The sequence below is a fragment of the Streptomyces sp. A012304 genome (assembly GCF_026008495.1).
GTDB lineage: Bacteria > Actinomycetota > Actinomycetes > Streptomycetales > Streptomycetaceae > Streptomyces.
Window position 1 is genome coordinate 148,434 of record NZ_BQUN01000098.1, and the last position, 24,396, is coordinate 172,829.

20 protein-coding genes are annotated in these 24,396 nt (G+C 72.7%); 11 read left to right on the plus strand and 9 right to left on the minus strand.

The window, feature by feature from the left end:
- Positions 1–12: 12 nt before the first annotated feature.
- The 5 genes from trpM to lgt all read left to right on the plus strand — a co-directional run bounded on the left by trpM (position 13) and on the right by lgt (position 4,527).
- Positions 13–231 (plus strand): tryptophan biosynthesis modulator TrpM, encoded by a 219-nt coding sequence (gene trpM, locus ALMP_RS23640; RefSeq protein WP_264931458.1) that lies wholly within the window; start codon positions 13–15, stop codon positions 229–231.
- A 118-nt stretch (positions 232–349) separates the two neighbouring features.
- Entirely contained in the window at positions 350–1,636 is a 1,287-nt protein-coding gene (trpB, locus tag ALMP_RS23645; protein WP_264931460.1) for a tryptophan synthase subunit beta, read from the plus strand.
- Entirely contained in the window at positions 1,633–2,451 is an 819-nt protein-coding gene (trpA, locus tag ALMP_RS23650; RefSeq protein ID WP_264931461.1) for a tryptophan synthase subunit alpha, read from the plus strand. The genes trpB and trpA overlap by 4 nt, the downstream gene beginning before the upstream one ends.
- A gap of 92 nt (positions 2,452–2,543) precedes the next feature.
- The gene (locus tag ALMP_RS23655; RefSeq protein ID WP_264931463.1) at positions 2,544–3,320 is read left to right on the plus strand and encodes a DsbA family protein; all 777 of its coding nucleotides are present in this window, start codon (positions 2,544–2,546) and stop codon (positions 3,318–3,320) included.
- Positions 3,321–3,402: 82 nt separating this feature from the next.
- Positions 3,403–4,527, plus strand: a complete 1,125-nt coding sequence (lgt, locus tag ALMP_RS23660; protein WP_264931464.1) for a prolipoprotein diacylglyceryl transferase — start codon at positions 3,403–3,405, stop codon at positions 4,525–4,527.
- A gap of 62 nt (positions 4,528–4,589) precedes the next feature.
- On the opposite strand, the gene ALMP_RS23665 is transcribed toward lgt, so the two are convergent.
- The 7 genes from ALMP_RS23665 to ALMP_RS23695 are packed head-to-tail and all read right to left on the minus strand — an operon-like array spanning position 4,590 to position 12,536.
- Complete coding sequence (locus ALMP_RS23665; RefSeq protein ID WP_264931467.1) at positions 4,590–5,399, minus strand: CoA ester lyase; 810 nt, start codon at positions 5,397–5,399, stop codon at positions 4,590–4,592.
- Entirely contained in the window at positions 5,396–6,595 is a 1,200-nt protein-coding gene (locus tag ALMP_RS23670; protein WP_264931468.1) for a CaiB/BaiF CoA-transferase family protein, read from the minus strand. Before ALMP_RS23670 ends, ALMP_RS23665 begins: the two co-directional genes overlap by 4 nt.
- Positions 6,592–7,485, minus strand: a complete 894-nt coding sequence (gene rbsK, locus ALMP_RS23675; RefSeq protein WP_264931469.1) for a ribokinase — start codon at positions 7,483–7,485, stop codon at positions 6,592–6,594. Before rbsK ends, ALMP_RS23670 begins: the two co-directional genes overlap by 4 nt.
- A complete protein-coding gene (locus ALMP_RS23680; RefSeq protein WP_264931470.1) occupies positions 7,482–8,843 on the minus strand; it encodes an ADP-ribosylglycohydrolase family protein in 1,362 nt (453 codons plus the stop codon). Before ALMP_RS23680 ends, rbsK begins: the two co-directional genes overlap by 4 nt.
- Positions 8,843–10,006, minus strand: a complete 1,164-nt coding sequence (locus tag ALMP_RS23685; RefSeq protein ID WP_264931471.1) for an ADP-ribosylglycohydrolase family protein — start codon at positions 10,004–10,006, stop codon at positions 8,843–8,845. Before ALMP_RS23685 ends, ALMP_RS23680 begins: the two co-directional genes overlap by 1 nt.
- 8 nt (positions 10,007–10,014) lie before the next feature.
- Positions 10,015–11,511: an ADP-ribosylglycohydrolase family protein gene (locus ALMP_RS23690; protein WP_264931473.1), complete on the minus strand. Its 1,497-nt coding sequence runs from the start codon at positions 11,509–11,511 to the stop codon at positions 10,015–10,017.
- Positions 11,508–12,536, minus strand: coding sequence for an ADP-ribosylglycohydrolase family protein (locus tag ALMP_RS23695; RefSeq protein ID WP_264931475.1), 1,029 nt, complete (start codon positions 12,534–12,536; stop codon positions 11,508–11,510). Before ALMP_RS23695 ends, ALMP_RS23690 begins: the two co-directional genes overlap by 4 nt.
- A gap of 272 nt (positions 12,537–12,808) precedes the next feature.
- On the opposite strand from ALMP_RS23695, the gene ALMP_RS23700 reads away from it, so the two are divergent.
- From ALMP_RS23700 to ALMP_RS23715, 4 genes are all read left to right on the plus strand, one after another.
- The gene (locus tag ALMP_RS23700; RefSeq protein WP_264931477.1) at positions 12,809–13,540 is read left to right on the plus strand and encodes a VIT1/CCC1 transporter family protein; all 732 of its coding nucleotides are present in this window, start codon (positions 12,809–12,811) and stop codon (positions 13,538–13,540) included.
- A gap of 382 nt (positions 13,541–13,922) precedes the next feature.
- Entirely contained in the window at positions 13,923–18,518 is a 4,596-nt protein-coding gene (gene gltB, locus ALMP_RS23705; RefSeq protein WP_264931479.1) for a glutamate synthase large subunit, read from the plus strand.
- Complete coding sequence (locus ALMP_RS23710) at positions 18,511–19,974, plus strand: glutamate synthase subunit beta (protein WP_264931480.1); 1,464 nt, start codon at positions 18,511–18,513, stop codon at positions 19,972–19,974. The genes gltB and ALMP_RS23710 overlap by 8 nt, the downstream gene beginning before the upstream one ends.
- A gap of 121 nt (positions 19,975–20,095) precedes the next feature.
- Complete coding sequence (locus tag ALMP_RS23715) at positions 20,096–20,824, plus strand: VWA domain-containing protein (RefSeq protein ID WP_264931482.1); 729 nt, start codon at positions 20,096–20,098, stop codon at positions 20,822–20,824.
- Here ALMP_RS23715 and ALMP_RS23720 read toward each other — a convergent pair.
- Complete coding sequence (locus ALMP_RS23720; protein WP_264931484.1) at positions 20,815–21,771, minus strand: acyl-CoA dehydrogenase family protein; 957 nt, start codon at positions 21,769–21,771, stop codon at positions 20,815–20,817. The two genes, ALMP_RS23715 and ALMP_RS23720, sit on opposite strands and share 10 nt — an antisense overlap.
- Positions 21,771–22,910 (minus strand): acyl-CoA dehydrogenase family protein, encoded by a 1,140-nt coding sequence (locus ALMP_RS23725; protein WP_264931486.1) that lies wholly within the window; start codon positions 22,908–22,910, stop codon positions 21,771–21,773. Before ALMP_RS23725 ends, ALMP_RS23720 begins: the two co-directional genes overlap by 1 nt.
- 47 nt (positions 22,911–22,957) lie before the next feature.
- Between ALMP_RS23725 and ALMP_RS23730 the strand changes: the two genes are divergently transcribed.
- Positions 22,958–23,746: an SDR family oxidoreductase gene (locus ALMP_RS23730; RefSeq protein WP_264931488.1), complete on the plus strand. Its 789-nt coding sequence runs from the start codon at positions 22,958–22,960 to the stop codon at positions 23,744–23,746.
- Between the two features lie 22 nt (positions 23,747–23,768).
- Complete coding sequence (locus ALMP_RS23735) at positions 23,769–24,380, plus strand: TetR/AcrR family transcriptional regulator (protein ID WP_264931490.1); 612 nt, start codon at positions 23,769–23,771, stop codon at positions 24,378–24,380.
- Positions 24,381–24,396 lie beyond the last annotated feature (16 nt).

Below are 24,396 nucleotides of genomic sequence, written 5' to 3' on the forward strand. Positions count from 1 at the left end.
AGGCTGACCCCGATGACTCTCCCGATCACCCCGACGACCCGGGACCCGTACGCCCGCCTCGCGCGCGGCTGCCGGCCCCGGGGCTGCCGGGCGCCCGCACGCCGGGTGCACGGCCGCCGCGTGCGCTATGTGATCGGTGACGAACCCGGTCAGGTCAACGGCCGGCGATGGCAGCGCCCCTTTCAGGGGCGCGGGGCAGCGCCTCCACGCGGCTCGGCCGCGTGCGCGTGACGAAGCACGGACGCGGCTCGGCCGCGCGCGTGTGACGGACCACGGACGGTCCGGCCGTCCGACGCGCCCCGCCCCCACGGCAACGGTTGTCCACAACAACTCACCGTGAGGTTTCCGCATGCCCAGCGAGTTCTTCATTCCCGACCCCGAGGGTCAGGTGCCCAGCGCCGAGGGCTACTTCGGCGCGTTCGGCGGCAAGTTCATCCCGGAGGCGCTCGTCGCCGCCGTGGACGAGGTGGCCGTCGAGTACGACAAGGCCAAGCACGACCCCGAGTTCGCCCGCGAGCTCGACGACCTGCTCGTCAACTACACCGGCCGGCCCAGCTCCCTCACCGAGGTGCCGCGGTTCGCCGAACACGCCGGTGGCGCCCGGGTGTTCCTCAAGCGCGAGGACCTCAACCACACCGGCTCCCACAAGATCAACAACGTGCTCGGCCAGGCGCTGCTCACCCAGCGCATGGGCAAGACCCGGGTGATCGCCGAGACCGGCGCCGGCCAGCACGGCGTCGCCACGGCCACCGCCTGCGCGCTGTTCGGCCTCGACTGCACCATCTACATGGGCGAGATCGACACCCAGCGCCAGGCCCTCAACGTGGCCCGGATGCGCATGCTGGGCGCCGAGGTCGTCGCCGTGAAGTCCGGCAGCCGCACGCTGAAGGACGCCATCAACGAGGCCTTCCGCGACTGGGTCGCCAACGTCGACCACACCCACTACCTGTTCGGCACCGTCGCCGGCCCGCACCCCTTCCCGGCGATGGTCCGCGACTTCCACCGGGTGATCGGCGTCGAGGCGCGCCGCCAGCTGCTGGAGCGCGCCGGACGGCTGCCGGACGCCGCCGTCGCCTGTGTCGGCGGCGGCTCCAACGCCATCGGCCTCTTCCACGCCTTCATCCCGGACACCTCCGTCCGTCTGATCGGCTGCGAGCCGGCCGGGCACGGCGTGGAGACCGGTGAGCACGCGGCGACCCTGACCGCGGGCGAGCCCGGCATCCTGCACGGCTCCCGCTCCTACGTCCTACAGGACGACGAGGGCCAGATCACCGAGCCGTACTCCATCTCGGCCGGTCTGGACTACCCGGGCATCGGCCCCGAGCACTCCTACCTCAAGGACTCCGGGCGCGGCGAGTACCGCGCGGTCACCGACGACGCGGCCATGCAGGCGCTGCGTCTGCTGTCGCGCACCGAGGGCATCATCCCGGCCATCGAGTCCGCGCACGCGCTGGCCGGCGCCCTGGAGGTCGGCAAGGAGCTGGGCAAGGACGGGCTGATCGTGGTCAACCTGTCCGGCCGCGGCGACAAGGACATGGACACGGCCGCCCGCTACTTCGGCCTGTACGACACCGACGCGTCCGTGGCCGCGGACGCCGACACGGACACCGCAGAGATCGAGGGGGACGCCAAGTGAGCGGGAACATCCAGCTGCTGTCGGACACCCTCGCCGCCGCCAGAGCCGAGGGCCGCGCCGCCGTGATCGCCTACCTGCCGGCGGGCTTCCCGACCGTGGACGGCGGCATCGAGGCGGTCAAGGCCGCCCTGGACGGCGGAGCCGACGTCGTCGAGGTGGGCCTGCCGCACAGCGACCCCGTCCTCGACGGCCCGGTCATCCAGACCGCCGACGACATCGCCCTGCGCGGCGGGGTGCGCATCGCGGACGTCATGCGCACGGTCCGCGAGGCCCACGCGGCCACCGGCAAGCCGGTGCTCGTCATGACGTACTGGAACCCCATCGACCGCTACGGCGTCGAGCGGTTCACCGCCGAGCTGGCCGAGGCGGGCGGGGCCGGGGCGATCCTGCCCGACCTGCCCGTGCAGGAGTCGGCGCTGTGGAGGGAGCACGCCGAGAAGCACGGCCTCGCGACCGTCTTCGTCGTGGCGCCCAGCAGCAAGGACGAGCGGCTCGCCACCATCACCGAGGCGGGCAGCGGTTTCGTCTACGCCGCCTCGCTGATGGGCGTCACCGGCACCCGCGAGTCGGTGGGCGCGCAGGCCCAGGACCTGGTGGAGCGCACCCGCGCCACCGGCACCGACCTGCCCGTCTGCGTCGGTCTCGGCGTCTCCAACGCCGAGCAGGCCGCCGAGGTCGCCGGCTTCGCCGACGGTGTCATCGTCGGCTCGGCCTTCGTGAAGCGGATGCTGGACGCCCCGGACCACGCGGCCGGCGTCGAGGCGGTCCGCGCGCTCGCCGGGGAGCTGGCGAAGGGCGTACGCGGGCAGGCGTAACGGACATATCCGTGCGAGTCGCATGACTCACCCGAACGGGTGGACCTGGGACCGGGGAGGCGCTGGGCGCCTCCCCGGTTCGTTTCCGGGGTGTGAGCGAGAAGAATCGTGAAGGGAAGCGCACCGCCCGGGAGCGGCTGGCGGTCGAGCGCGAGAAGCAGAAGGCCGCGGAGCGGCGGCGCCGGACGCTGATCGTCGGCGCGAGCGTCGTGTGCGTGCTGGGCCTGGCGGCCGTCATCGGCATCGTCGCGGCGAACGCCGGCAAGGACGACGGCGAGGACAGCGCCGGCCCGGTGGTGGCACCCTCCGGCGCGCGGGGCAAGGACGCCCTCGCCATCCCGGTCGGCCAGGACAGCGCCAGGTCGACGCTCACGGTCTGGGAGGACTTCCGCTGCCCGGCCTGCAAGAGCTTCGAGGACGCCTACCGTGCGACGATCCACGAGCTGACCGGCGCCGGGAAGCTGAAGGTGGAGTACCACCTGGTCACCCTCATCGACGGCAACATGGGCGGCACCGGCTCCCGCAACGCGGCGAACGCCGCGGCCTGCGCCCAGGACGTCGGCAAGTACCCCGCTTACCACGACGTGCTGTTCGAGAACCAGCCCGCCGAGACCGACGACGCGTTCGCCGAGAACGACCGGCTCCTCACACTGGCGGCCAAGGTCCAGGGACTCGACACGCCCGCCTTCCGCACCTGCGTCGAGAAGGGCACGCACAACAGCTGGGTCGCGAAGTCCCACGAGGCCTTCCAGAAGGGCGGCTTCACGGGCACACCGACCGTGCTGCTCAACGGCAAGAACATCTACCAGGACCAGACGATGACACCGGCCAAGCTGAAGCAGATGGTGGAGGAGGCGGACCAGGGGTGAGCCTTGCTCACCGGCCCGTTATGGAGCCGTAGCCGGGCCGCCCGCCGTGGGCCCGGTGCGGCAGGGTAGCGTCGACCTTGCCATGGAACTTGCCTACATTCCGAGCCCGTCACGCGGGGTGCTGTACCTCGGCCCCATTCCGCTGCGCGGCTACGCGTTCTGCATCATCATCGGCGTCTTCGTCGCGGTCTGGCTCGGCAACAGGCGCTGGGTCGCCCGGGGCGGACGGGCCGGCACGGTGGCCGACATCGCTGTCTGGGCCGTCCCCTTCGGCCTCGTCGGCGGCCGGCTCTACCACGTGATCACGGACTACGAGCTGTACTTCAGCGAGGGCCGTGACTGGGTGGACGCCTTCAAGATCTGGGAGGGTGGCCTCGGCATCTGGGGCGCGATCGCGCTCGGCGCGCTCGGCGCCTGGATCGGCTGCCGCCGCCGCGGCATCCCGATGCCCGCCTACGCCGACGCCGTCGCCCCCGGCATCGCCCTCGCGCAGGCGATCGGCCGCTGGGGCAACTGGTTCAACCAGGAGCTGTACGGGCGGGAGACCGATCTTCCATGGGCCCTGCACATCACGTCCTCCGCGGACGGCCGGGTGCCGGGCTACTACCACCCGACGTTCCTGTACGAGTCGCTGTGGTGCCTGGGCGTCGCGCTCCTCGTCATCTGGGCGGACCGCCGCTTCAAGCTGGGACACGGCCGGGCGTTCGCGCTGTACGTCGCCTCCTACTGCGCCGGCCGCTTCTGGATCGAGTACATGCGCGTCGACGACGCCCACCACATCCTGGGCCTGCGGCTGAACAACTGGACCGCGCTGATCGTCTTCCTGCTCGCGGTGACGTACCTCGTGGTGTCGGCGAAGAAGCGGCCGGGGCGGGAGCTCGTGGTGGAGCCGGGTGCCTTCGACGGCGAGGGCACGTCCGAGGACGGCGAGGCGAAGGACGAGGCGAAGGACGACGCCAAGGCCGAGGCTGAGGACGAGCCCAAGGACCTCAAGGATCCCCAGGACCCCAAGGACCTCAAGGACTCCAAGGCCAAGGTCAAGGCGGAGGACGAAGCCAAGGCGGCGGACGCGGCCAAGGCCGAAGACAAGGCCACGGACGAGGTCGACGCCAAGGCGAAGGCGAAGGCCGAGAGCGACGCCGGCGGGGACGGCGAGGCCGAGGACGCGGCGAAGGACACGGCCGAGTCGGCGGGCAAGAAGAGCTGACGTTCGGCGAGTACGACGACGAGGGCGCCCGGACTGTTCCGGGCGCCCTCGCCGTGTGTCTGTCAGGCCCGGCGGGCCAGGGACAGGGTGCGCCGGGCCGCCGCCACCACGGCCGCGTCGATGAAGCGGCCGTCCGGGAGGGCCTGGGCGCCCTGGTCGGTGGCGGCCGCCTTGACGACCGTCTCCGCCTCCTCCAGCTCCTGCTCGGTGGGCAGGTAGGCCCGCTCGATGATCGGCAGCTGGCGCGGGTGGATCGCGGAGCGGCCGAGGAAGCCGAGGCCGCGGCCGTGGGCGCAGGAGGCCGCGAGGCCTCGCAGGTCACGGGTGTCGGGGTGGACCGACTGGGGCGGCGGGGGCAGGCCCGCCGCCCGGGCGGCGACGACCACCCGGGAGCGGCACCAGTCGAGCCCCGCGTCGTCGCGGACGCCGAGGTCGGCCTTGAGGTCCGCCTCGCCCAGGGCGATGCCGTTCAGCGCCGGATGGGCGGTGGCGATGGCGTGGGCGTGCTCGATACCGAGGGCCGTCTCCAGCAGCGCGTGCAGCGGGCCCGGGAACCGCTCCGCGATCCGGGTGATCTGGAGCGGGGCGGTCACCTTCGGCAGGCGCAGTCCGGCGACGCCGGGCAGCGACGCCAGCGCGCGCAGGTCCTCGCCGGCCAGGGGGCCGTCCAGCGCGTTGATCCGGACGTGGACCGGTACCGGCTGGGGGTCGGCGAGGCGTTCCGCGGTGGCGGCGCGGGCGTACTCCTTGCGGTCGGGGGCGACCGCGTCCTCCAGGTCGATCACGACGACGTCGGCTCCGCAGCCGAGGGCCTTGGTGACCACGTGCGGGCGGTCGCCGGGGGCGTACAACCAGGTCAGGGGGAAGGTCACAGGGCGCCCTCCGCGCGCAGGGCGGCCAGGTCGGCGGTGGTCAGCCCCAGCTCGGTGAGGACCGCCTCGGTGTCCGCGCCGTGCGGGCGGCCGGCCCAGCGGATCGCGCCGGGCGTCGCGGAGAGACGGAAGAGGACGTTCTGCATGCGGATCGGGCCGAGTTCCGGGTCGTCGACGGTGGTGACCGTGTCGAGGGCCTGGTACTGGGGATCCGTCATCACGTCCCGGACGTCCTGGACGGGAGCGACGGCGGCCTCCGCCTTCTCGAAGGCCGCGAGGACGTCCGTGCGGGTGCGGGCGGCGATCCAGCGGCCGACCGCCTCGTCGAGGACGTCGGCGTGGGCGGCCCGGTCGGCGCCGGTCGCGAACCACGGCTCGTCGATCAGGTCGGGGCGGCCGACGAGGTGCATCACGCGCTCCGCGACCGACTGGGCGGAGGTCGAGACGGCGACCCAGTCGCCGTCGGCCGTGCGGTAGGTGTTGCGCGGGGCGTTGTTCTGCGACCGGTTGCCGGTGCGCGGCTGGACATGGCCGAGCTGGTCGTACCAGAGGGGCTGCGGGCCGAGGACGGTCAGGATCGGCTCGATGATCGCCATGTCCACCACCTGTCCCTCGCCGGTGCGGTCGCGCGCCGCGAGCGCCGTCATCACCGCGTACGCCGTGGCCAGACCGGCGATGGAGTCGGCGAGGCCGAACGGCGGCAGGGTCGGCGGCGCGTCCGGCTCGCCGGTGATCGCGGCGAAGCCGCTCATCGCCTCCGCGAGGGTGCCGAAGCCGGGGCGGTGGGCGTAGGGCCCGAACTGGCCGAAGGCGGTGACCCGGGTGAGGACCAGGCGCGGGTTGGCGGTGGAGAGTTCCTCCCAGCCGAGGTCCCATTTCTCCAGGGTGCCGGGGCGGAAGTTCTCGATGATCACGTCGGCGGTGGCGGCGAGCCGCAGCAGGGTGGCGCGGCCGCCGGGCTTGGAGAGGTTCAGGGTGATGGCGCGCTTGTTGCGGCCGAGGAGCTTCCACCACAGGCCGACGCCGTCCTTGGAGGGGCCGTGGCCGCGGGACGGGTCGGGCTTCGCCGGGTGCTCGACCTTGACGACCTCGGCGCCGAAGTCGCCGAGCAGGGTGGCGGCGAGAGGGCCGGCGAAGAGAGTGGCCAGGTCCAGGACGCGCAGGCCGGTCAGCGGGCCGGGCTTCGTGGCGTTCATGACGCGTACTGCTTGTCGATCTCGGAGCGGTACGGCATCGACGCCGACGCGCCGGGCCGCTGCACCGACAGGGCGGCCGCCGCGGCCGCCCAGGACAGCGCCTCCCGTACGGGACGTCCCTCGCCGAGGGCCACCGCGAGGGCGCCGACGAAGGTGTCGCCCGCGCCGGTGGAGTCCACCGCGGTGACGCGCGGGGCGGGGACGGTGAGGGGTTCGGTGCCGCGGGCCGCGTACAGGCTGCCGGCGGCGCCGAGGGTGACGACGACTTCCGGGACGCTGTCCAGGAGGGCGAGGGCGGCCTCACGGGGGTCGGTGCGGCCGGTGAGGGCGGCGGCCTCGTGCTCGTTGGGCACCAACAGGTCGGTGTGTCCGAGGAGTTCGGGCGGAAGGGGCTGGGCGGGGGCCGGGGTGAGGATGGTCCGCACGCCGTGGGCGCGGGCCGCCCTCGCGCCGGCCACGACCGCCGCGAGGGGGACCTCCAGCTGGAGCAGCAGCGCGTCGGCGGAGGCGATGAGGACGTCGTCGCCGGGGGCGAGGTGGTCGACGGTGCCGTTCGCGCCGGGGACGACGACGATCGCGTTGCCGCCCTCGTCGTCCACGACGATGTGGGCGGTGCCCGAGGGGCCCTCCACCGTGCGCAGGTGGTCGGTGTCGACCCCGGAGTGCTCCAGGGTGGAGCGCAGCCGGGTGCCGAAGGCGTCGTTGCCGACGGCGCCGATCATCGAGACGTCGGCGCCCGCGTGGGCGGCGGCGATCGCCTGGTTGGCGCCCTTGCCGCCGGGGACCGTACGGAACTCCCGTCCCGTCACGGTCTCTCCGCGCTGCGGTGGCTTCTCGACGTAGGCGACGAGGTCCATGTTCGTGCTGCCGAGCACGACGATGTCGGTCATGGGCGTGCAGCCTCCCGGTGGGTGAGGTGGGCGAGGGTGTCGAAGCCGGTGCCGTCGAAGTCGGCGACGGAGGTGGCGAGGCGGTTCTTCAGGGGGGTCGTCCAGCGGTCGGGGAGCGCGGCCGGGGCGCCGGCGAGGAGGGCGGCGACGCTGCCGGCGGTGGCGCCGTTGGAGTCGGTGTCCCAACCGCCCGACACGGCACGGCTGATCGAGCCGGAGAAGTCGCCGTCGGCATGGGTGAGGGCGGCGGCGATCAGTGCCGTGTTGGGGATCGAGTGGACCCAGTGGTAGGTGTCGGCGTGCGTGGCGTGGAGTTCGTCCACGACCGTGTCGAAGTCCTCGTGGAGGCGGGCCAGCCGGAGGGCGTGGCGGACGGCGCGGGCGAGGCGGGAGCGGGGCGGTACGACGGTGAGGCCGGTGGCGAGGCAGGCGTGGACGTCGTGCGTCCCGGTCGCGGCGGTGGCGATGGTGGCCGCCGTGAACATCGCCGCGTAGACGCCGTTGGCGGTGTGGGTGAGGGTGGCGTCGCGGTGGGCCTGCTCGGCTGCGGCGGCCGGGTCGCCGGGGTTGGTCCAGCCGTGCACATCGGCGCGGATGAGCGCGCCGATCCATTCGCGGAAGGGGTTGCGGTGGCGGGCGGTGTGCGGGGGTTCGATGCCCGAGAGGAGGTTGCGGTAGGCGAGGCGTTCGGCGGTGAAGGTGCCTCCGGCCGGGAGTTCGCGCAGCCAGGTCGTCGCCACGTCGGTGGTGGTGAAGGCCCTGCCGTGACGCTGGAGCAGCAGGAGGTTGAGCAAGGGGTAGTTGAGGTCGTCGTCCTCGGGCATGCCGTCGATGTTCTCGGCGAGGGAGGTGGTGGCCGAGCGGCGGTTCCAGGGGTGGGCCGCAAGGAGCGCCGCAGGGACGCCTTTCGCTGTGAAGTACGTGGTGAGGGGCCAGTTGCCGGCAGACCGGGCGAGGGCGCGGATGGCGTGCATGGGGAGCTTCTCGACGGGTTTGCCGAGGAGGCAGCCGGCGGCTCGGCCCAGCCAGGCGGCTTCCAGGGCGGCCGGATCGGGGGCCGGCGTCGCGGCCGGTGCCGGCCAGGCCGGACAGCCGGCCTTGATCTGCTGAAGGTCCGTCGGTTCGCTCTCCGTCAACCGGCTGGGCAGGTCCGCCAGTTCGTCCAGGAGGTCCTCGGCGAGCTGGCGCAGGTAGCGGGAGGCGCGGTCGGGGGAGGCGCCCGCCCGGGGCGGGGCCTCGTGGCCGCCCGCCGCTCTCCAGCGGGCCGCGATCGCCCAGGGCTCCCGGCCGTCCTGGGCCGCCTGGCGGAGTTCGTGGCCGAGGAGGTCCTCCGGCTGGACCCAGGTCAGGCGGAGCATCACCTGCCTCCGATCGCGGCGAACGCCTGCTCGTGGGCCCGGCGGCGGCGGACGTCGCGCGCGAAGACCTCCCGGGTCACCTCGGCGAGCGTGGTCGCCGGCGCCCACAGGTCCAGGCGGCTGGCCTCCGCGACCCGCTTCGACCACTCGTCCGGGACGGGGGAGCCCAGGGCGCCGGCCACCGCTCCCGCCATCGTCGCGATCGAGTCGCAGTCGCGGCCGTAGTTCACCGCGCCCAGGACGGCGTGCCGGTAGTCGCCGCCCGCGACCAGCACCATGCCCAGGGCCACCGGGAGTTCCTCGATCGCGTGCAGACGGGAGGGGCGGCGGGCGGCCAGCGAGGGCTGCCGGTAGTCGGGGCCGACCGTGTCGTAGGGGGCCACCGCCTCCCGCAACGGGACCAGGGCCGATTCGAAGTCCTGGTGGCGCGAGGCCACTTCGCAGACCTTCTCGATCGCCGTCCGGGTGCCGTCCTTGGCCACGGACAGGCACGCCGTCACCACCGACTCCGCGCTCGCCCCGGGGGCGCAGGCGGCCGCGACCGCCGCCGCGAGGACACCGGCCGCCTCCCGGCCGTACGACGACTGGTGCGCGCCCGCGACCTCGATCGCCTCGGCGTAGGCGGCCGCCGGGTGGGCCGCGTTGACCAGGCCGACCGGCGCCATGTACATCGCCGCACCGCAGTTGACGATGTTGCCGACGCCGGCCTCGCGCGGGTCGACATGGCCGTAGTGGAGCCGGGCCACCAGCCACTTCTCCGCCAGGAAGACACGGTGCAGGGGGAGCGCCTCGGACTCCAGTTCCGGGATCCAGCGCGGATTCGTCATCAGGTCGGGGACCAGGTGGTCGGCGATCGCGTACGCGTCGAGGTGGTCGCGGACCGTGGCGTACACCCTGACCAGGGCGTGGGTCAGCAAGGTGTCGTCGGTGACGTGCCCGTCGCCCTTGTGGTAGGGGGCGATGGGGCGGGCGGTGCGCCAGTCGTCGCCGTTCCAGGGACCGACGATGCCGGTGACGCGGCCGCCGTGGCGCTGGAGGATCTGGTCGGGGGTGTAGCCCTCGACGGGGCCGCCGAGGGCGTCGCCGACGGCCGCGCCGACGAGGGCGCCGGTGATGCGTTCCTCCAGGGTTCCGCCGATGCTTTCTGCCGTTTTGGGTGCCATGCACCGAATCATCCTCCTGGTGGGGCCGGTTGTGTGGCTTCCAGGAGTTCGGCGAGTTCCACCAGGTCGGTGTCGGTGAGGCGGGGCAGGGCGCAGCCGGAGAGGGTGCGGCAGGCGTCGCGCCAGGCGGCCGGGATCGCGGCGCCGCCGCCCAGCGCGCCGGTCAGGGCGCCCACGAGCGCGGGGGCGGAGTCCGCGACGCGCGACAGGCAGGCGGCCGCCGGTACGGCTTCCGCGATCCGGCCGTCGGAGGCCAGGGTGAGGGCCAGGGCCACCGGGACGGTCTCGGCGGCGGCGATGCCGTAGCTGTAGACGTGGTCGACGATCTGGTGTTCCAGCAGGGGGACCAGCGCGAAGGCGCTCTCGGCGGTGTGCGTGAGCTGGAGCGCGTGGCGGGTGTTGCGGCCGATCTCCGTCTCCTCGGGGAGTTCGGCGAGGGCCGCCGCCACGCATGTCCCGGTCTCGGCGCCGACGAGGGCCAGCGCGAGCGCCGCCGCCATCGCTCGGGCGCCGTGCACGCCGTCGCCGTCCTGGGTGTAGCGGGCGTCGAACTCGGCCAGTTCGGCGGCGAGTCGGGGGTCGCCCGGGTGGGCCACGGCGAGGACGCAGGCGCGGACGCAGGCGGCGTCGTCGAAGTAGTGCGGGTTGTCGTGGCCGGTGGCGGGCGGGCGCAGGCCGGCGGCGAGGTTGCCGAGGCCGGCCCGCACGGAGATACGGGCGCGCAGCGGCAGGACGGCGGACTCGACCTCGGGCGCGCGGTCCGCCGCCGCGGCGACCTCGCTCGCCAGGGCGTTCCAGGTGAGGTCGATGGCGGCGCGGGTCCGGCGTTCGCGGCTGAGGTCGCCCAGGGCGCCGTCGTCGCCGGCCCGCAGGACGGCCTCCGCGGCGAACGCCGCCCACTCGGCGTCGTCGGAGGGGCCGAGGCGCAGGGGTTCCGGGGGCTGGTTGAGGGCGATGGGGACGGGGAGGGTGGTCGTCGCGTTGTGCTCGGCGAAGGTGTCCAGCTCGCGGGTGAGGCGGCGGGTCCACTCCGGCATGCGGGCGGCGCGGTGGCGGGCGGCGGGCCAGCCGGCGGCGTCGCCCGCGGCGAGGCCGAGGAGCAGCCCCTCGACCCGGGCCGCCCGCCGACGGCCTTTTTGCTCTCCTGCTGTCCCCGCCTGGGGGGTCGGTGGGCGGCCGGGTGGTTTTCCGGTGCCGGTCTCGGTTTCGACCGGGAGGGTTCGTCGGTGGTCGGTCTGCTTTCCGGTGTCGGTCCCGACTCGGGCTGCCGGTCTGTGGTCGGTCTGCTTTCCGGTCTCCGTCTCGGCCCGGACGGTCCGTCGACGCGCGGTCGGACTTCCGGCTTCGGTGCGGGGCTCGGGCTCGCGCTCGGACGGGTCGTCCTCGGCTGTGGGGCCTTCGCCGTCGGGCGTTGTCGGGGTCTCGGGGGCGTCGCCGTCGGCCGCTGTTTCGATCAGCTGTGCGGGGGCGGCGCTCTCGTCCCAGGGGGCCGGAGGCGGCGTCATGCGGGCACCTCCCTGGGCTCCGTCTCGTCGTCCCCGGGCACCAGCAGATCCGCGACCTCCAGCACATGCTGGCCCGCCATCGACGGCAGGCAGCTGCCCCGGGCCGGGCCGATGGCCGCCGCCCACTCCGCGGGGACGGCCGACTCGCCCTGGGTCGCGCCGGCCAGAGCGCCCGCCACCGCCGCCGTGGTGTCGGCGTCGCGGCCCATGTTCACGGCCGTGAGGACCGCCTGCGCGAAGTCGCCGTCGGCCGCCGCGTACGCGCCGAAGGCGAGGGCGACCGCCTCGGGCGCCAGGTCGGTCCACGGGTAGCCGCCGATGACGACGGCCGAGCGGACGGCGCGTTCGCCGCGGTGGGCGACGGCCACGGCCCGGCGCAGCGAGCGGGCCGTCCAGGAGTCCTCGGGGACGACGGCCAGGGCGGAGGCGACCACGGCGATCGTGGGGGCGCCGGCCATCGCCGCGGCCACCCCCGCCGCGACCGCCTGGCCGCCGTAGATGCCCTCGCCCTCGTGGCTGACCGAGCCGTCGATGGCCACCAGACGGGCCGCCTCGGCGGGGCGGCCCGCGGCGAAGACGCCGAAGGGGGCCGCGCGCATGGCGAGGCCGTCGCTCCAGGCGTGCCGGTGCTGGGCGGAGATGGGGGCGGCCAGGCCCCTGCGGAGGTTCTCCAGTGTGCCGCGCTCGCTGAAGCCGGCCCCGCGGAAGGGTCCCTCGTCGCGGTCGGCGATCCACCGGTGCCAGGCCGCCTCCACATGCGCCGGGGTGAGGGCGGAGCCGTGCCGGGCGAGCAGCAGGCCGGAGAAGATCGCGTACTCCGTGTCGTCCGTGCCCGACGGCTTCTCGGCGACGTATCCCGTGATGCGGCCCCAGCGGGCGCGGATCTGGGAGGGCTTCATGTTCTCGGCGGGGGCTCCGAGGGCGTCTCCGACGGCCAGGCCGAGCAGGGCACCGCGGGCCCGGTCGCGCAGCACGGCGGCGTCCCCCGGCGCCGGGACAGAGGGGATGCAGGCGATCGATGCCATACGCGGCCTTCCTCCGGGGGGTTCCGCACGGGCGCGGAGCCCTTTGCGGATGTGTCCCACCGTCGGCGGTTGACTCGAGCCTGCGAAGCCTCAAGTCACCCGGTCGACATCTGTGCGGGCCTGCACACGGATGAGCGTGAGACGGCAAAGCCGCAGGTTAGCCCAGCCTTTCCTTGCTGGCGAGCGGGAATGCGGAGGCGTACTCTGAGGGCTGTCGAAAAGTAGAATCAGTCCAAGATTTAGTTCTGCCCAAGCTCTCTGGGGGATTTCCGATGGCCATCATCGACACCGAGGCGGCTCTGCACGAGGCGCACCGCGACAACCACACCCACCGTGACGTCAACGGCGGCTGGCTGCGCCCGGCGGTCTTCGGGGCGATGGACGGCCTGGTCTCCAATCTGGCGCTGATGACCGGTGTCGCCGGCGGCTCGGTGAGCCAGCAGACCGTCGTGCTGACCGGCCTCGCCGGCCTCGCCGCCGGAGCCTTCTCCATGGCCGCCGGCGAGTACACCTCCGTCGCCTCCCAGCGCGAGCTGGTCGAGGCCGAGCTGGACGTCGAGCGCCGGGAGCTGAGAAAGCACCCCAAGGACGAGGAGGCCGAGCTGGCCGCGCTGTACGAGTCGCGCGGCGTCGAGCCGCGGCTGGCCCGCCAGGTCGCCCGGCAGCTCTCCCGCGATCCCGAGCAGGCACTGGAGATCCACGCCCGTGAGGAACTGGGCATCGACCCCGGTGACCTGCCGTCGCCGCTGGTCGCCGCCGTGTCCAGCTTCGGCTCCTTCGCCCTGGGCGCCCTGCTGCCCGTCCTGCCGTATCTGCTGGGCGCGACCGCGCTGTGGCCGGCCGTGCTGCTCGCGCTGGCCGGGCTCTTCCTGTGCGGGGCGGTCGTGGCCAAGGTGACCGCGCGGACCTGGTGGTACAGCGGGCTGCGGCAGCTCGCCCTGGGAGGCGCCGCGGCCGGTGTGACGTACGCCCTGGGCAGTTGGTTCGGTGCGGCCGTAGGATAAGAAGGCTGCTACTTATGCGTTGGGCCGCATAAGTAGCCGTTACCCGCTGGTTTCGAATGCTTAACCACCGGGCATGAGCCGTAAGCGCTGTGGGCAATGACGCCCGCGGCGTACTCGCGGGGCGGGCGAAGACGCTTGCCCCGCCGTTTCGGGCCGACGGTCACCGATCTGATCGATGGTGTCCGGTTCGGCCCCCACATACTTCCAGTCACGGGCGCGGTACCCCCGCCGCGACAGCGTGGCGTCCGCATGTTGGAACGGCGTATCCGGTTCCCGAGAACCGCTCCATCATGTAACCTGCACGAAATTTTGCACTCACGCAGAGGGCCAACGTCGTCCCTCGGCAATATGCATATGCCACTTGACGACGACGGGAGAGCCGATGCGTACGCCGCGCCAGCCGTCCCAGCACTCCACGAATGGCCGGAACTGGTCGTTCATGGATGCTCGCCCTGCTGCGCAGGGTATGTACGACCCCCGCAACGAGCGCGACGCGTGCGGCGTGGGCTTCGTGGCCACCCTCACCGGCGAGGCGAGCCACACGCTGGTCGAGCAGGCGCTGACCGTACTGCGCAACCTCGAACACCGCGGCGCCACCGGCTCCGAGCCGGACTCCGGCGACGGCGCGGGCATCCTGACCCAGGTCCCGGACGCCTTCTTCCGTGAGGTGGCCGCCTTCGAGCTGCCCGAGGCCGGCGCGTACGCCGCCGGTATCGCCTTCCTGCCGGAGGACTCCGCCGACGCCGCCGTCTCACAGATCGAGACGATCGCCGGCGAGGAGGGCCTCACGGTCCTCGGCTGGCGCGAGGTCCCCGTCGCCCCCGAACTCCTCGGCGCGACCGCCCGCTCGACGATGCCGGCCTTCCGCCAGATCTTCGTCACCGACGGCGCCAGCAAGGACATCGCCCTCGACCGCAAGGCGTTCGTGCTGCGCAAGCGCGCCGAGCGCGAGGCCGGCGTCTACTTCCCGTCGCTGTCCGCGCGGACGATCGTCTACAAGGGCATGCTGACCACCGGTCAGCTGGAGCCGTTCTTCCCCGACCTGTCCGACCGCCGCTTCGCCTCGGCCGTCGCGCTCGTCCACTCGCGCTTCTCCACCAACACCTTCCCGAGCTGGCCGCTCGCGCACCCCTACCGCTTCGTCGCGCACAACGGTGAGATCAACACCGTCAAGGGCAACCGCAACTGGATGCGCGCCCGCGAGTCGCAGCTGGTCTCCGACCTGTTCGGCCCGCAGGAGAAGCTGGAGCGCGTCTTCCCCGTCTGCACGCCGGACGCCTCCGACTCGGCCTCCTTCGACGAGGTGCTGGAACTGCTGCACCTCGGCGGCCGTTCGCTGCCGCACTCCGTGCTGATGATGATCCCGGAGGCGTGGGAGAACCACGACTCCATGGACCCGGCCCGGCGCGCCTTCTACCAGTTCCACTCCACGATGATGGAGCCCTGGGACGGCCCCGCCTGCGTCACCTTCACCGACGGCACCCAGGTCGGCGCGGTCCTCGACCGCAACGGTCTGCGCCCCGGCCGCTACTGGGTCACCGACGACGGACTCGTCGTCCTCGGCTCCGAGGTCGGCGTCCTCGACATCGACCCCGCCAAGGTCGTCCGCAAGGGCCGTCTCCAGCCCGGCCGCATGTTCCTCGTCGACACCGCCGAGCACCGCATCATCGAGGACGACGAGATCAAGGCACAGCTCGCCGCCGAGAACCCCTACGCCGAGTGGCTGGAGGCCGGCGAGATCGAGCTGGGCGACCTGCCTGAGCGCGAGCACATCGTGCACACCCACGCATCGGTCACCCGCCGCCAGCAGACCTTCGGCTACACCGAGGAGGAGCTGCGCGTCATCCTCGCCCCGATGGCCAAGTCGGCCGCCGAGCCGATCGGTTCCATGGGCACCGACTCGCCGATCGCCGCCCTGTCCTCCCGCCCGCGGCTGCTCTTCGACTACTTCACCCAGCTGTTCGCGCAGGTCACCAACCCGCCGCTGGACGCGATCCGCGAGGAACTGGTCACCTCCCTGCGCTCCTCGCTGGGCCCCGAGGGCAACCTGCTGGACCCGACCGCCGCGTCCTGCCGCAGCGTCACCCTGCCCTTCCCGGTGATCGACAACGACGAGCTGGCCAAGCTCATCCACATCAACGCCGACGGCGACATGCCCGGCTTCAAGGCCGCGACCCTCTCCGGCCTGTACCGGGTGCACGGCGGCGGTGACGCGCTGGCCGCGCGCATCGACGAGATCTGCGCCGAGGCCGACGCCGCCATCGACAACGGCGCCCGCCTGATCGTCCTGTCGGACCGTCACTCCGACGCCGAGCACGCGCCGATCCCGTCGCTGCTGCTCACCGCGGCCGTCCACCACCACCTCATCCGTACCAAGCAGCGCACCCAGGTGGGCCTGCTGGTCGAGGCCGGCGACGTCCGCGAGGTCCACCACGTCGCCCTGCTCATCGGCTTCGGCGCCGCCGCCGTCAACCCGTACCTGGCGATGGAGTCCGTCGAGGACCTGCTGCGCGCGGGCACCTTCATCAACGGCCTCGAGCCCGAGCAGGCGATACGCAACCTCATCTACGCCCTCGGCAAGGGCGTCCTGAAGGTCATGTCCAAGATGGGCATCTCGACCGTCGCCTCCTACCGCGGCGCCCAGGTCTTCGAGGCCGTCGGTCTCGACGAGGCCTTCGTCGAGAAGTACTTCAACGGCACGGCCACCAAGATCGGCGGCGTCGGCATCGACGTCATCGCCCAGGAGGTCGCCGCCCGCCACGCCAAGGCGTACCCGGCGTCCGGCATCGCGCCGGCCCACCGCGCGCTGGAGATCGGCGGCGAGTACCAGTGGCGCCGCGAGGGCGAGCCGCACCTGTTCGACCCGGAGACGGTCTTCCGCCTCCAGCACTCCACGCGCACCGGCCGCTACGACATCTTCAAGAAGTACACCGACCGCGTGAACGAGCAGTCCGAGCGCCTGATGACGCTGCGCGGCCTGTTCGGCTTCAAGAGCGACCGCCCGTCGATCCCCGTCGACGAGGTCGAGCCGGTCTCCGAGATCGTCAAGCGCTTCTCCACCGGCGCCATGTCGTACGGCTCCATCTCCAAGGAGGCGCACGAGACCCTCGCCATCGCCATGAACCAGCTGGGCGGCAAGTCCAACACCGGTGAGGGCGGCGAGGACCCCGAGCGCCTGTACGACCCGGTGCGCCGGTCCGCCATCAAGCAGGTCGCCTCCGGCCGCTTCGGCGTGACCTCGGAGTACCTGGTCAACGCGGACGACATCCAGATCAAGATGGCCCAGGGCGCCAAGCCCGGCGAGGGCGGCCAGCTGCCCGGCCACAAGGTGTACCCGTGGGTGGCGAAGACCCGGCACTCGACGCCGGGAGTGGGGCTCATCTCCCCGCCGCCGCACCACGACATCTACTCCATCGAGGACCTGGCCCAGCTCATCCACGACCTGAAGAACGCCAACCCGCAGGCCCGCATCCACGTGAAGCTGGTCTCCGAGGTCGGCGTCGGCACGGTCGCCGCGGGTGTGTCCAAGGCCCACGCGGACGTCGTCCTCATCTCCGGCCACGACGGCGGTACCGGTGCCTCCCCGCTGACCTCGCTGAAGCACGCGGGCGGCCCCTGGGAGCTCGGCCTCGCCGAGACCCAGCAGACGCTGCTGCTCAACGGCCTGCGCGACCGTATCGTCGTGCAGACCGACGGCCAGCTGAAGACCGGCCGCGACGTGATCATCGCCGCGCTGCTCGGCGCCGAGGAGTTCGGTTTCGCGACCGCGCCGCTCGTCGTCTCCGGCTGCGTCATGATGCGCGTCTGCCACCTGGACACCTGCCCGGTCGGCATCGCCACCCAGAACCCGACGCTGCGCGACCGGTTCTCCGGCAAGGCCGAGTACGTGGTGAACTTCTTCGAGTTCATCGCGCAGGAGGTCCGCGAACTGCTGGCCGAGCTGGGCTTCCGCACGATCGAGGAGGCCGTCGGCCACGCCGAGATCCTCGACGTCGAGCGCGCCGTCGACCACTGGAAGGCACAGGGCCTGGACCTGGCCCCGCTGTTCCACGTGCCCGAGCTGCCCGAGGGAGCCGTCCGCCACCAGCTCGTCGCCCAGGACCACGGCCTGGAGAAGGCGCTCGACAACGAGCTGATCAAGCTCGCCGCCGACGCCCTGGCCGCCGACTCGGCGACCGACGCCCAGCCGGTGCGCGCCCAGGTCAAGGTGCGCAACATCAACCGCACGGTCGGCACCATGCTCGGCCACGAGGTGACGAAGAAGTTCGGCGGGGCGGGCCTGCCCGACGACACCATCGACATCACCTTCACCGGCAGCGCCGGCCAGTCCTTCGGCGCGTTCCTGCCGAGCGGTGTCACCCTGCGCCTGGAGGGCGACGCCAACGACTACGTCGGCAAGGGCCTGTCCGGCGGCCGGGTGATCGTCCGCCCGGACCGGGGCGCCGACCACCTGGCCGAGTACTCCACGATCGCCGGCAACACCATCGCCTACGGCGCGACCGGCGGCGAGCTGTTCCTGCGCGGCCGCACCGGCGAGCGGTTCTGCGTGCGCAACTCCGGTGCGCTGGTCGTCTCCGAGGGCGTGGGCGACCACGGCTGCGAGTACATGACCGGCGGTCACGCTGTGGTCCTCGGCGAGACGGGCCGCAACTTCGCGGCCGGCATGTCCGGCGGTGTCGCCTATGTGATCGACCTCGCCCGCGACAACGTCAACGTCGGCAACCTCGACGCGATCGAGGCGCTGGACGACACGGACAAGCAGTGGCTGCACGACGTCGTGCGCCGCCACGCCGAGGAGACCGGTTCGACGGTCGCGGAGAAGCTGCTCGCCGACTGGGACGCGTCCGTGCAGCGCTTCAGCAAGATCATCCCCAGCACGTACAAGGCAGTGCTCGCCGCCAAGGACGCCGCCGAGCGAGCCGGTCTCTCCGAGACCGAGATCACCGAGAAGATGATGGAGGCGGCGACCAATGGCTGATCCCAAGGGCTTTCTCAACCACGGCCGCGAGGTCGCCAAGTCCCGTCCGGTCGAGGAGCGCCTCAAGGACTGGAACGAGGTCTACGTCCCCGGCTCGCTGCTGCCGATCATCAGCAAGCAGGCCAGCCGGTGCATGGACTGCGGCATCCCGTTCTGCCACAACGGCTGCCCGCTGGGGAACCTGATCCCCGAGTGGAACGACTACGCCTACCGCGAGAACTGGGGCGCCGCCTCGGAGCGGCTGCACGCCACGAACAACTTCCCGGAGTTCACCGGGCGGCTGTGCCCGGCCCCCTGCGAGTCGGCGTGTGTGCTCGGCATCAACCAGCCGGCCGTCACCATCAAGAACGTCGAGGTCTCGATCATCGACAAGGCGTGGGAGACCGGTGACGTCGCCCCGCAGGCGCCCGAGCGGCTGTCCGGCAAGACCGTCGCGGTGATCGGCTCGGGCCCGGCGGGTCTGGCCGCCGCCCAGCAGCTCACCCGGGCGGGCCACACCGTCGCGGTCTACGAGCGCGCGGACCGTATCGGAGGCCTCCTGCGCTACGGCATCCCCGAGTTCAAGATGGAGAAGCGGCACATCAACCGCCGTATCGAGCAGATGCGCGCGGAGGGCACCCGCTTCCGCACCGGCATCGAGATCGGCCGTGACCTGAAGGCGACCGACCTGAAGAAGCGGTACGACGCGATCGTCATCGCCGCCGGCGCGACGACCGCCCGTGACCTGCCGGTGCCCGGCCGCGAACTCAAGGGCATCCACCAGGCCATGGAGTACCTGCCGCTGGCCAACAAGGTCCAGGAGGGCGACTACGTCGCCCCGCCGATCTCGGCCGAGGGCAAGCACGTCGTCGTCATCGGCGGCGGCGACACCGGCGCCGACTGCGTCGGCACGGCCCACCGCCAGGGCGCGGCCTCCGTCACGCAGCTGGAGATCATGCCCCGCCCGAACGACGAGCGGCACCCGACCAGCCAGCCCTGGCCGACCTTCCCGATGCTCTACAAGGTCACCAGCGCGCACGAGGAGGGCGGTGAGCGGGTCTACTCCGTCTCCACCACCCACTTCGAGGGCGACGAGGACGGCAACGTCCAGTGGCTGCACCTGACCGAGGTGGAGTTCATCGACGGCAAGCTGACCCAGAAGCCGGGCACCGAGCGCAAGATCCCCGCCCAGCTGGTCACCCTCGCGATGGGCTTCACCGGCACCGACCGGGAGAACGGCCTGGTCGAGCAGTTCGGCCTGGACCTCGACGAGCGCGGCAACATCGCCCGCGACGCCGACTTCCAGACCAACGTGCCGGGCGTGTTCGTCGCCGGTGACGCCGGCCGCGGCCAGTCGCTCATCGTGTGGGCCATCGCGGAGGGCCGCTCGGCCGCCCGAGGCGTGGACCGCTTCCTGACCGGCGCCAGCGACCTGCCGGCCCCGATCCGCCCGACGGACCGCGCCCTGATGGTCTGACGACACCTCACAGACGTCCCGTACAACGGCGTGCGGAACACAGACGGCGCCTGCCCCACTGTCCCCGACCGGACGACCGGGCAGGCGCCGTCGCCTTCCCCGGTGTGGGAAGGTGGGGCGCATGGTCGCGATCAGTCTCAGCAAGGTCCAGCAGACCGCCCCCGCGCTGGTCGACCTCTACAAGAGTGCCGGGGTGTCCCTCACCAAACACGGCCTGGACGGTCTACGGGCCGCCGTCTACCTGGTCGTCGACTACTCGGGGTCGATGAAGCCGTACTACCGGGACGGCAGTGTGCAGGCGCTGGCCGACCGGGTGCTGGGGCTGTCGGCGCATCTCGACGACGACGGCCGGGTGCCGGTGGTGTTCTTCTCCACCGACGTGGACGCCGTCACCGACATCGCGCTCGCCGACCACCAGGGCCGGGTGGAGCGGATCGTGGCCGGGCTCGGGCACATGGGCAAGACCAGCTACCACCTGGCGATGGACGCCGTCATCGACCACTACCTCGACAGCGGGTCCCGTGTGCCCGCCCTCGTCGTCTTCCAGACCGACGGCGGCCCGATCAACAAGCTCGCCGCCGAGCGGTACCTGTGCAAGGCGGCCGGGCTGCCGCTGTTCTGGCAGTTCATCGGGTTCGGGGACGCGCGGAGCAAGCAGTTCGACTTCCTGCGCAAGCTCGACGAACTGGCCGTGCCGGGCAAGCGGGTCGTCGACAACGCCGGTTTCTTCCACGCCGGCGCCGATCCGCGCACGGTGTCGGACGCGGAGCTGTACGACCGGCTGGTGGGCGAGTTCCCCAAGTGGCTGGTGGCGGCGCGGGCGCAGGGGATCGTGCCCGCTCATCCCTGAGCGTCGAGGACCGCGGCGCGGCAGTCGTCCGGGCTGCCCCACGCCGTGCGCAGGGCCCGGGCCTTGAGGAGCCACAGGGACAGGTCGTGCTCCGCGGTGTAGCCGATCGCGCCGTGCAGATGGAGGGCGGCGCGGGCGGTGGTGTACGCCGCCTCGCAGGCGCGCAGCTTGGCGGCGGCCACGTCCGCGGGGGCCAGGGTCAGCGCGGCGCCGAGGACCAGGGGGCGGGCGAACTCCAGGGCGATCTTCGCGTCCGCCAGCCGGTGCTTGACCGCCTGGAACGACCCGACGGGCACACCGAACTGGGTGCGCTGCCCGACGTACGCCACCGTCCGCTCCAGGAGGGTCAGGCCGACGCCGAGGGCCTGCGCGGCGGTGGCCAGGCGGGCGAGGGCGAGGGCGTGGGCGTGGCAGGCGTCGGCCGGCGGCGCGAGAAGCTCCCCGTGCGGGCGCAGGGGGGTGAGACGGCGGGCGGGATCGAGGGACCGGCGCACGGGGCCGTGCCCGGGGGCCAGCCGCAGACCCCGGGGGGTGAGGGCGAAACGGTGGGTCGCCGCGTCGCCGTCCAGGGCGCGGCCGCCCGGGAAGGCCACCGTCGCCATCGCCTCGCCGGCCGCCAGCCCGGGAAGGAACCGCTCGGCGTGCGCGGTCCCGGCGAGCAGCGCGGCCGCGGCGACCGTCTCCACGAGCGGGCCCGGCACCGCGTGGCGGCCCAGCGCGACGAAGGCGACGGCCAGGTCGACGGGCCGCACGCCCAGCCCCTCGTACTTCTCGGGGACCGCCAGCGCGAAGACCCCGGCGCCGGCGAGACGGGACCACAGCGCACGGCCCGGCGTGTGCTCGCCGCGGCTCCAGTGCCGTATCACCGAGGGTGTGTCGGCCGCCGTCAGCAGCGCGTCCAACGACGCGGTGAACGCGCGCTGTTCGGCGTCGAGGAGGAAACGCATCAGCGGCGTCCCTTCGGCAGGCCGAGCAGACGCTCGGCGACGATGTCGCGCTGGATCTCGTTCGTGCCGGCGTAGACCGGGCCGGCGAGGGCGAAGACGTACCGCTCGCACCACTCGGTGTCCGCCACCTCGCCGTCGGCGCCCAGCAGGTCGAGGGCCGTCTCGTGCAGCGCGATGTCGTACTCGGACCAGAAGACCTTGTTGAGGCTGGACTCCGCGCCGAGCGGCTCGCCCGCCAGGAAGCGGGAGGCGGCCGCGAAGGTGAACAGCTGGTAGGCGCGGGCGCCGATCACCGCGTCGGCGACCCGCTCCCGCGCCCACGCCGGGCTGCCCCGGGCCCGCCACAGCGTCCGCAGCCGCTCGGCGCCCGCCAGGAAGCGGCCGGGGGAGCGCAGCGTGAGCCCGCGCTCGTTCGCCGCCGTCGACATCGCGATCCGCCAGCCCTGGCCGGGTTCCCCGATCACGTCCTCGTCCGGCACGAACACCTCGTCCAGGAACAGCTCCGCGAAGGCGGGTCTGCCGTCGAGGCGGGCGATCGGACGGACCGTCACCCCGGGCGCGCGCAGGTCGAACATGACGTAGGTCAGGCCCTGGTGGGGCTTGGGGGTGTCCGGGTCGCTGCGGAACAGGCCGAAGGCGCGGTCCGCGAACGCCGCCCGCGACGACCAGGTCTTCTGCCCCGACAGCAGCCAGCCGCCGTCCGCGCGCACCGCCCTGGACCGCAGCGACGCCAGGTCCGAGCCGGCCTCGGGCTCCGACCAGGCCTGGGCCCAGATCACCTCGCCGCGGGCCATCGGCGGCAGGACACGGGCGCGCTGCCCGGGCGTGCCGTGCTCGAAGAGGGTCGGGGCGAGCAGTCCGACGCCGTTCTGGTTGACCCGCCCCGGGGCGCCGGCCGCGTAGTACTCCTCCTCGAACAGCAGCCAGCGGATCAGCCCGGCGTCCCGGCCGCCGTACTCGGCCGGCCAGTCGACCACCGACCAGCGGTCCGCGGCCAGTCCGGCCTCCCAGGCGCGGTGCGCGGCGAAGCCCGCCTCGGTCTCCAGGGAGGGGAGCGGCTCCGGCGGCACATGGGCGCGCAGCCAGTCCCGGGCCTCGGCGCGGAAGGCCTCGTCCTCGGGCGTGACGGCGAGATCCATCGCGGTCCTCCTTCCCTAACAAGTGTTTGGTAGGTTAGCGTGCTGTCATGACAGACGTCGAGACTCCGGCGTACGTGCCCGGACACGGGCTGCTCAGCGGGCGCACCGCCGTCGTCACCGCGGCGGCCGGCACCGGCATCGGCGGGGCGACCGCCCGGCGCCTGCTGGAGGAGGGCGCGCGTGTCCTCCTCAGCGACGCCCACCCCCGCCGGCTCAAGGAGCACGGGAGCGCGCTGGCCGGGGAGTTCGGCGACGCGGTCACCACGGCCGTCTGCGACGTCACCGACGACACCCAGGTACGCGCCCTCTTCGACACGGCCCTGGACACGCACGGCCGGCTGGACGTCGTCGTCAACAACGCGGGCCTCGGCGGCACCTCACCACTGGTCGACATGACCGACGAGCAGTGGTCACGCGTCCTCGACGTGACGCTGAACGGCACCTTCCGCTGCACCCGGGCCGCCCTGCGCGCCTTCCGCGGCCAGCGCGAGGGCGGAGTGATCGTCAACAACGCCTCCGTCGTCGGCTGGCGCGCCCAGGCCGGACAGGCCCACTACGCCGCCGCCAAGGCCGGCGTGATGGCCCTGACCCGCTGCGCGGCGGTGGAGGCCGCCCGGTACGGCGTCCGGGTCAACGCCGTCGCACCGAGCCTCGCCCTGCACCCCCACCTGGCGAAGGTCACCACCCCCGAACTGCTGCGCGACCTCACCGAACGGGAGGCGTTCGGGCGCTCCGCGGAGCCGTGGGAGGTGGCCAACGTGATCGTGTTCCTCGCCTCCGGCTACTCGTCGTACCTGACCGGCGAGGTCGTGTCGGTCAGCAGTCAGCGGGCCTGAGCCCAGGAGCGAGAATGTGCCCGTGCCGACCAAGAAGAAGCCCCAGGTGACCACCGCCCCGGCTCGCCGGGACGAGCTGCTGAACACCGCCGCCGAGGTCTTCGCCGAACAGGGCTACAACGCCACCACCGTCCGTAAGATCGCCGACCACGCCGGCATGCTCGCCGGCAGCCTCTACTACCACTTCGACTCCAAGGAGTCGATGCTGGAGGAGATCCTGCGCACCTTCCTCGACGAGCTCTGGGACGGCTACGACACCGTCCTGAACGCCGCTCTCGGCCCGCGCGAGACGCTCCAGGCCCTGGTCACCGAGTCGTTCAGGGAGATCGACCGGCACCGCGCCGCCGTCGCGATCTACCAGAAGGAGAGCAAGCAGCTCGTCGCGCAGGAACGGTTCGCGTTCCTCGCCGAGTCGCAGCGCAGGTTCGAGCAGGCGTGGCTGTCCACGCTGGAACGCGGGGTCGCCGACCGGGTCTTCCGGGCCGACCTCGACGTCCGCCTCACCTACCGGTTCGTCCGCGACACCGTCTGGGTCGCCGCGTCCTGGTACCGGCCCGGCGGACAGCACAGCCCGGAGGAGATCGCCCGGCAGTACCTGTCGATGGTGCTGGACGGGATCGCCGTACGCACCTAACTCACTGGGGAGTCGC

Bases quoted from the DNA above. Each gene is read 5' to 3' on its own strand.
- ALMP_RS23700 (WP_264931477.1), top strand. From the start codon at position 12,809: ATGGCCATCATCGACACCGAGGCGGCTCTGCACGAGGCGCACCGCGAC.
- rbsK (WP_264931469.1), bottom strand. From the start codon at position 7,485: ATGACCGACATCGTCGTGCTCGGCAGCACGAACATGGACCTCGTCGCC.
- ALMP_RS23670 (WP_264931468.1), bottom strand. From the start codon at position 6,595: ATGAACGCCACGAAGCCCGGCCCGCTGACCGGCCTGCGCGTCCTGGAC.
- gltB (WP_264931479.1), top strand. From the start codon at position 13,923: ATGCGTACGCCGCGCCAGCCGTCCCAGCACTCCACGAATGGCCGGAAC.
- ALMP_RS23685 (WP_264931471.1), bottom strand. From the start codon at position 10,006: ATGGCACCCAAAACGGCAGAAAGCATCGGCGGAACCCTGGAGGAACGC.
- trpM (WP_264931458.1), top strand. From the start codon at position 13: ATGACTCTCCCGATCACCCCGACGACCCGGGACCCGTACGCCCGCCTC.
- ALMP_RS23680 (WP_264931470.1), bottom strand. From the start codon at position 8,843: ATGCTCCGCCTGACCTGGGTCCAGCCGGAGGACCTCCTCGGCCACGAA.
- trpB (WP_264931460.1), top strand. From the start codon at position 350: ATGCCCAGCGAGTTCTTCATTCCCGACCCCGAGGGTCAGGTGCCCAGC.
- ALMP_RS23715 (WP_264931482.1), top strand. From the start codon at position 20,096: ATGGTCGCGATCAGTCTCAGCAAGGTCCAGCAGACCGCCCCCGCGCTG.
- lgt (WP_264931464.1), top strand. From the start codon at position 3,403: ATGGAACTTGCCTACATTCCGAGCCCGTCACGCGGGGTGCTGTACCTC.
- ALMP_RS23730 (WP_264931488.1), top strand. From the start codon at position 22,958: ATGACAGACGTCGAGACTCCGGCGTACGTGCCCGGACACGGGCTGCTC.
- ALMP_RS23695 (WP_264931475.1), bottom strand. From the start codon at position 12,536: ATGGCATCGATCGCCTGCATCCCCTCTGTCCCGGCGCCGGGGGACGCC.
- ALMP_RS23690 (WP_264931473.1), bottom strand. From the start codon at position 11,511: ATGACGCCGCCTCCGGCCCCCTGGGACGAGAGCGCCGCCCCCGCACAG.
- ALMP_RS23725 (WP_264931486.1), bottom strand. From the start codon at position 22,910: ATGGATCTCGCCGTCACGCCCGAGGACGAGGCCTTCCGCGCCGAGGCC.
- ALMP_RS23710 (WP_264931480.1), top strand. From the start codon at position 18,511: ATGGCTGATCCCAAGGGCTTTCTCAACCACGGCCGCGAGGTCGCCAAG.
- ALMP_RS23720 (WP_264931484.1), bottom strand. From the start codon at position 21,771: ATGCGTTTCCTCCTCGACGCCGAACAGCGCGCGTTCACCGCGTCGTTG.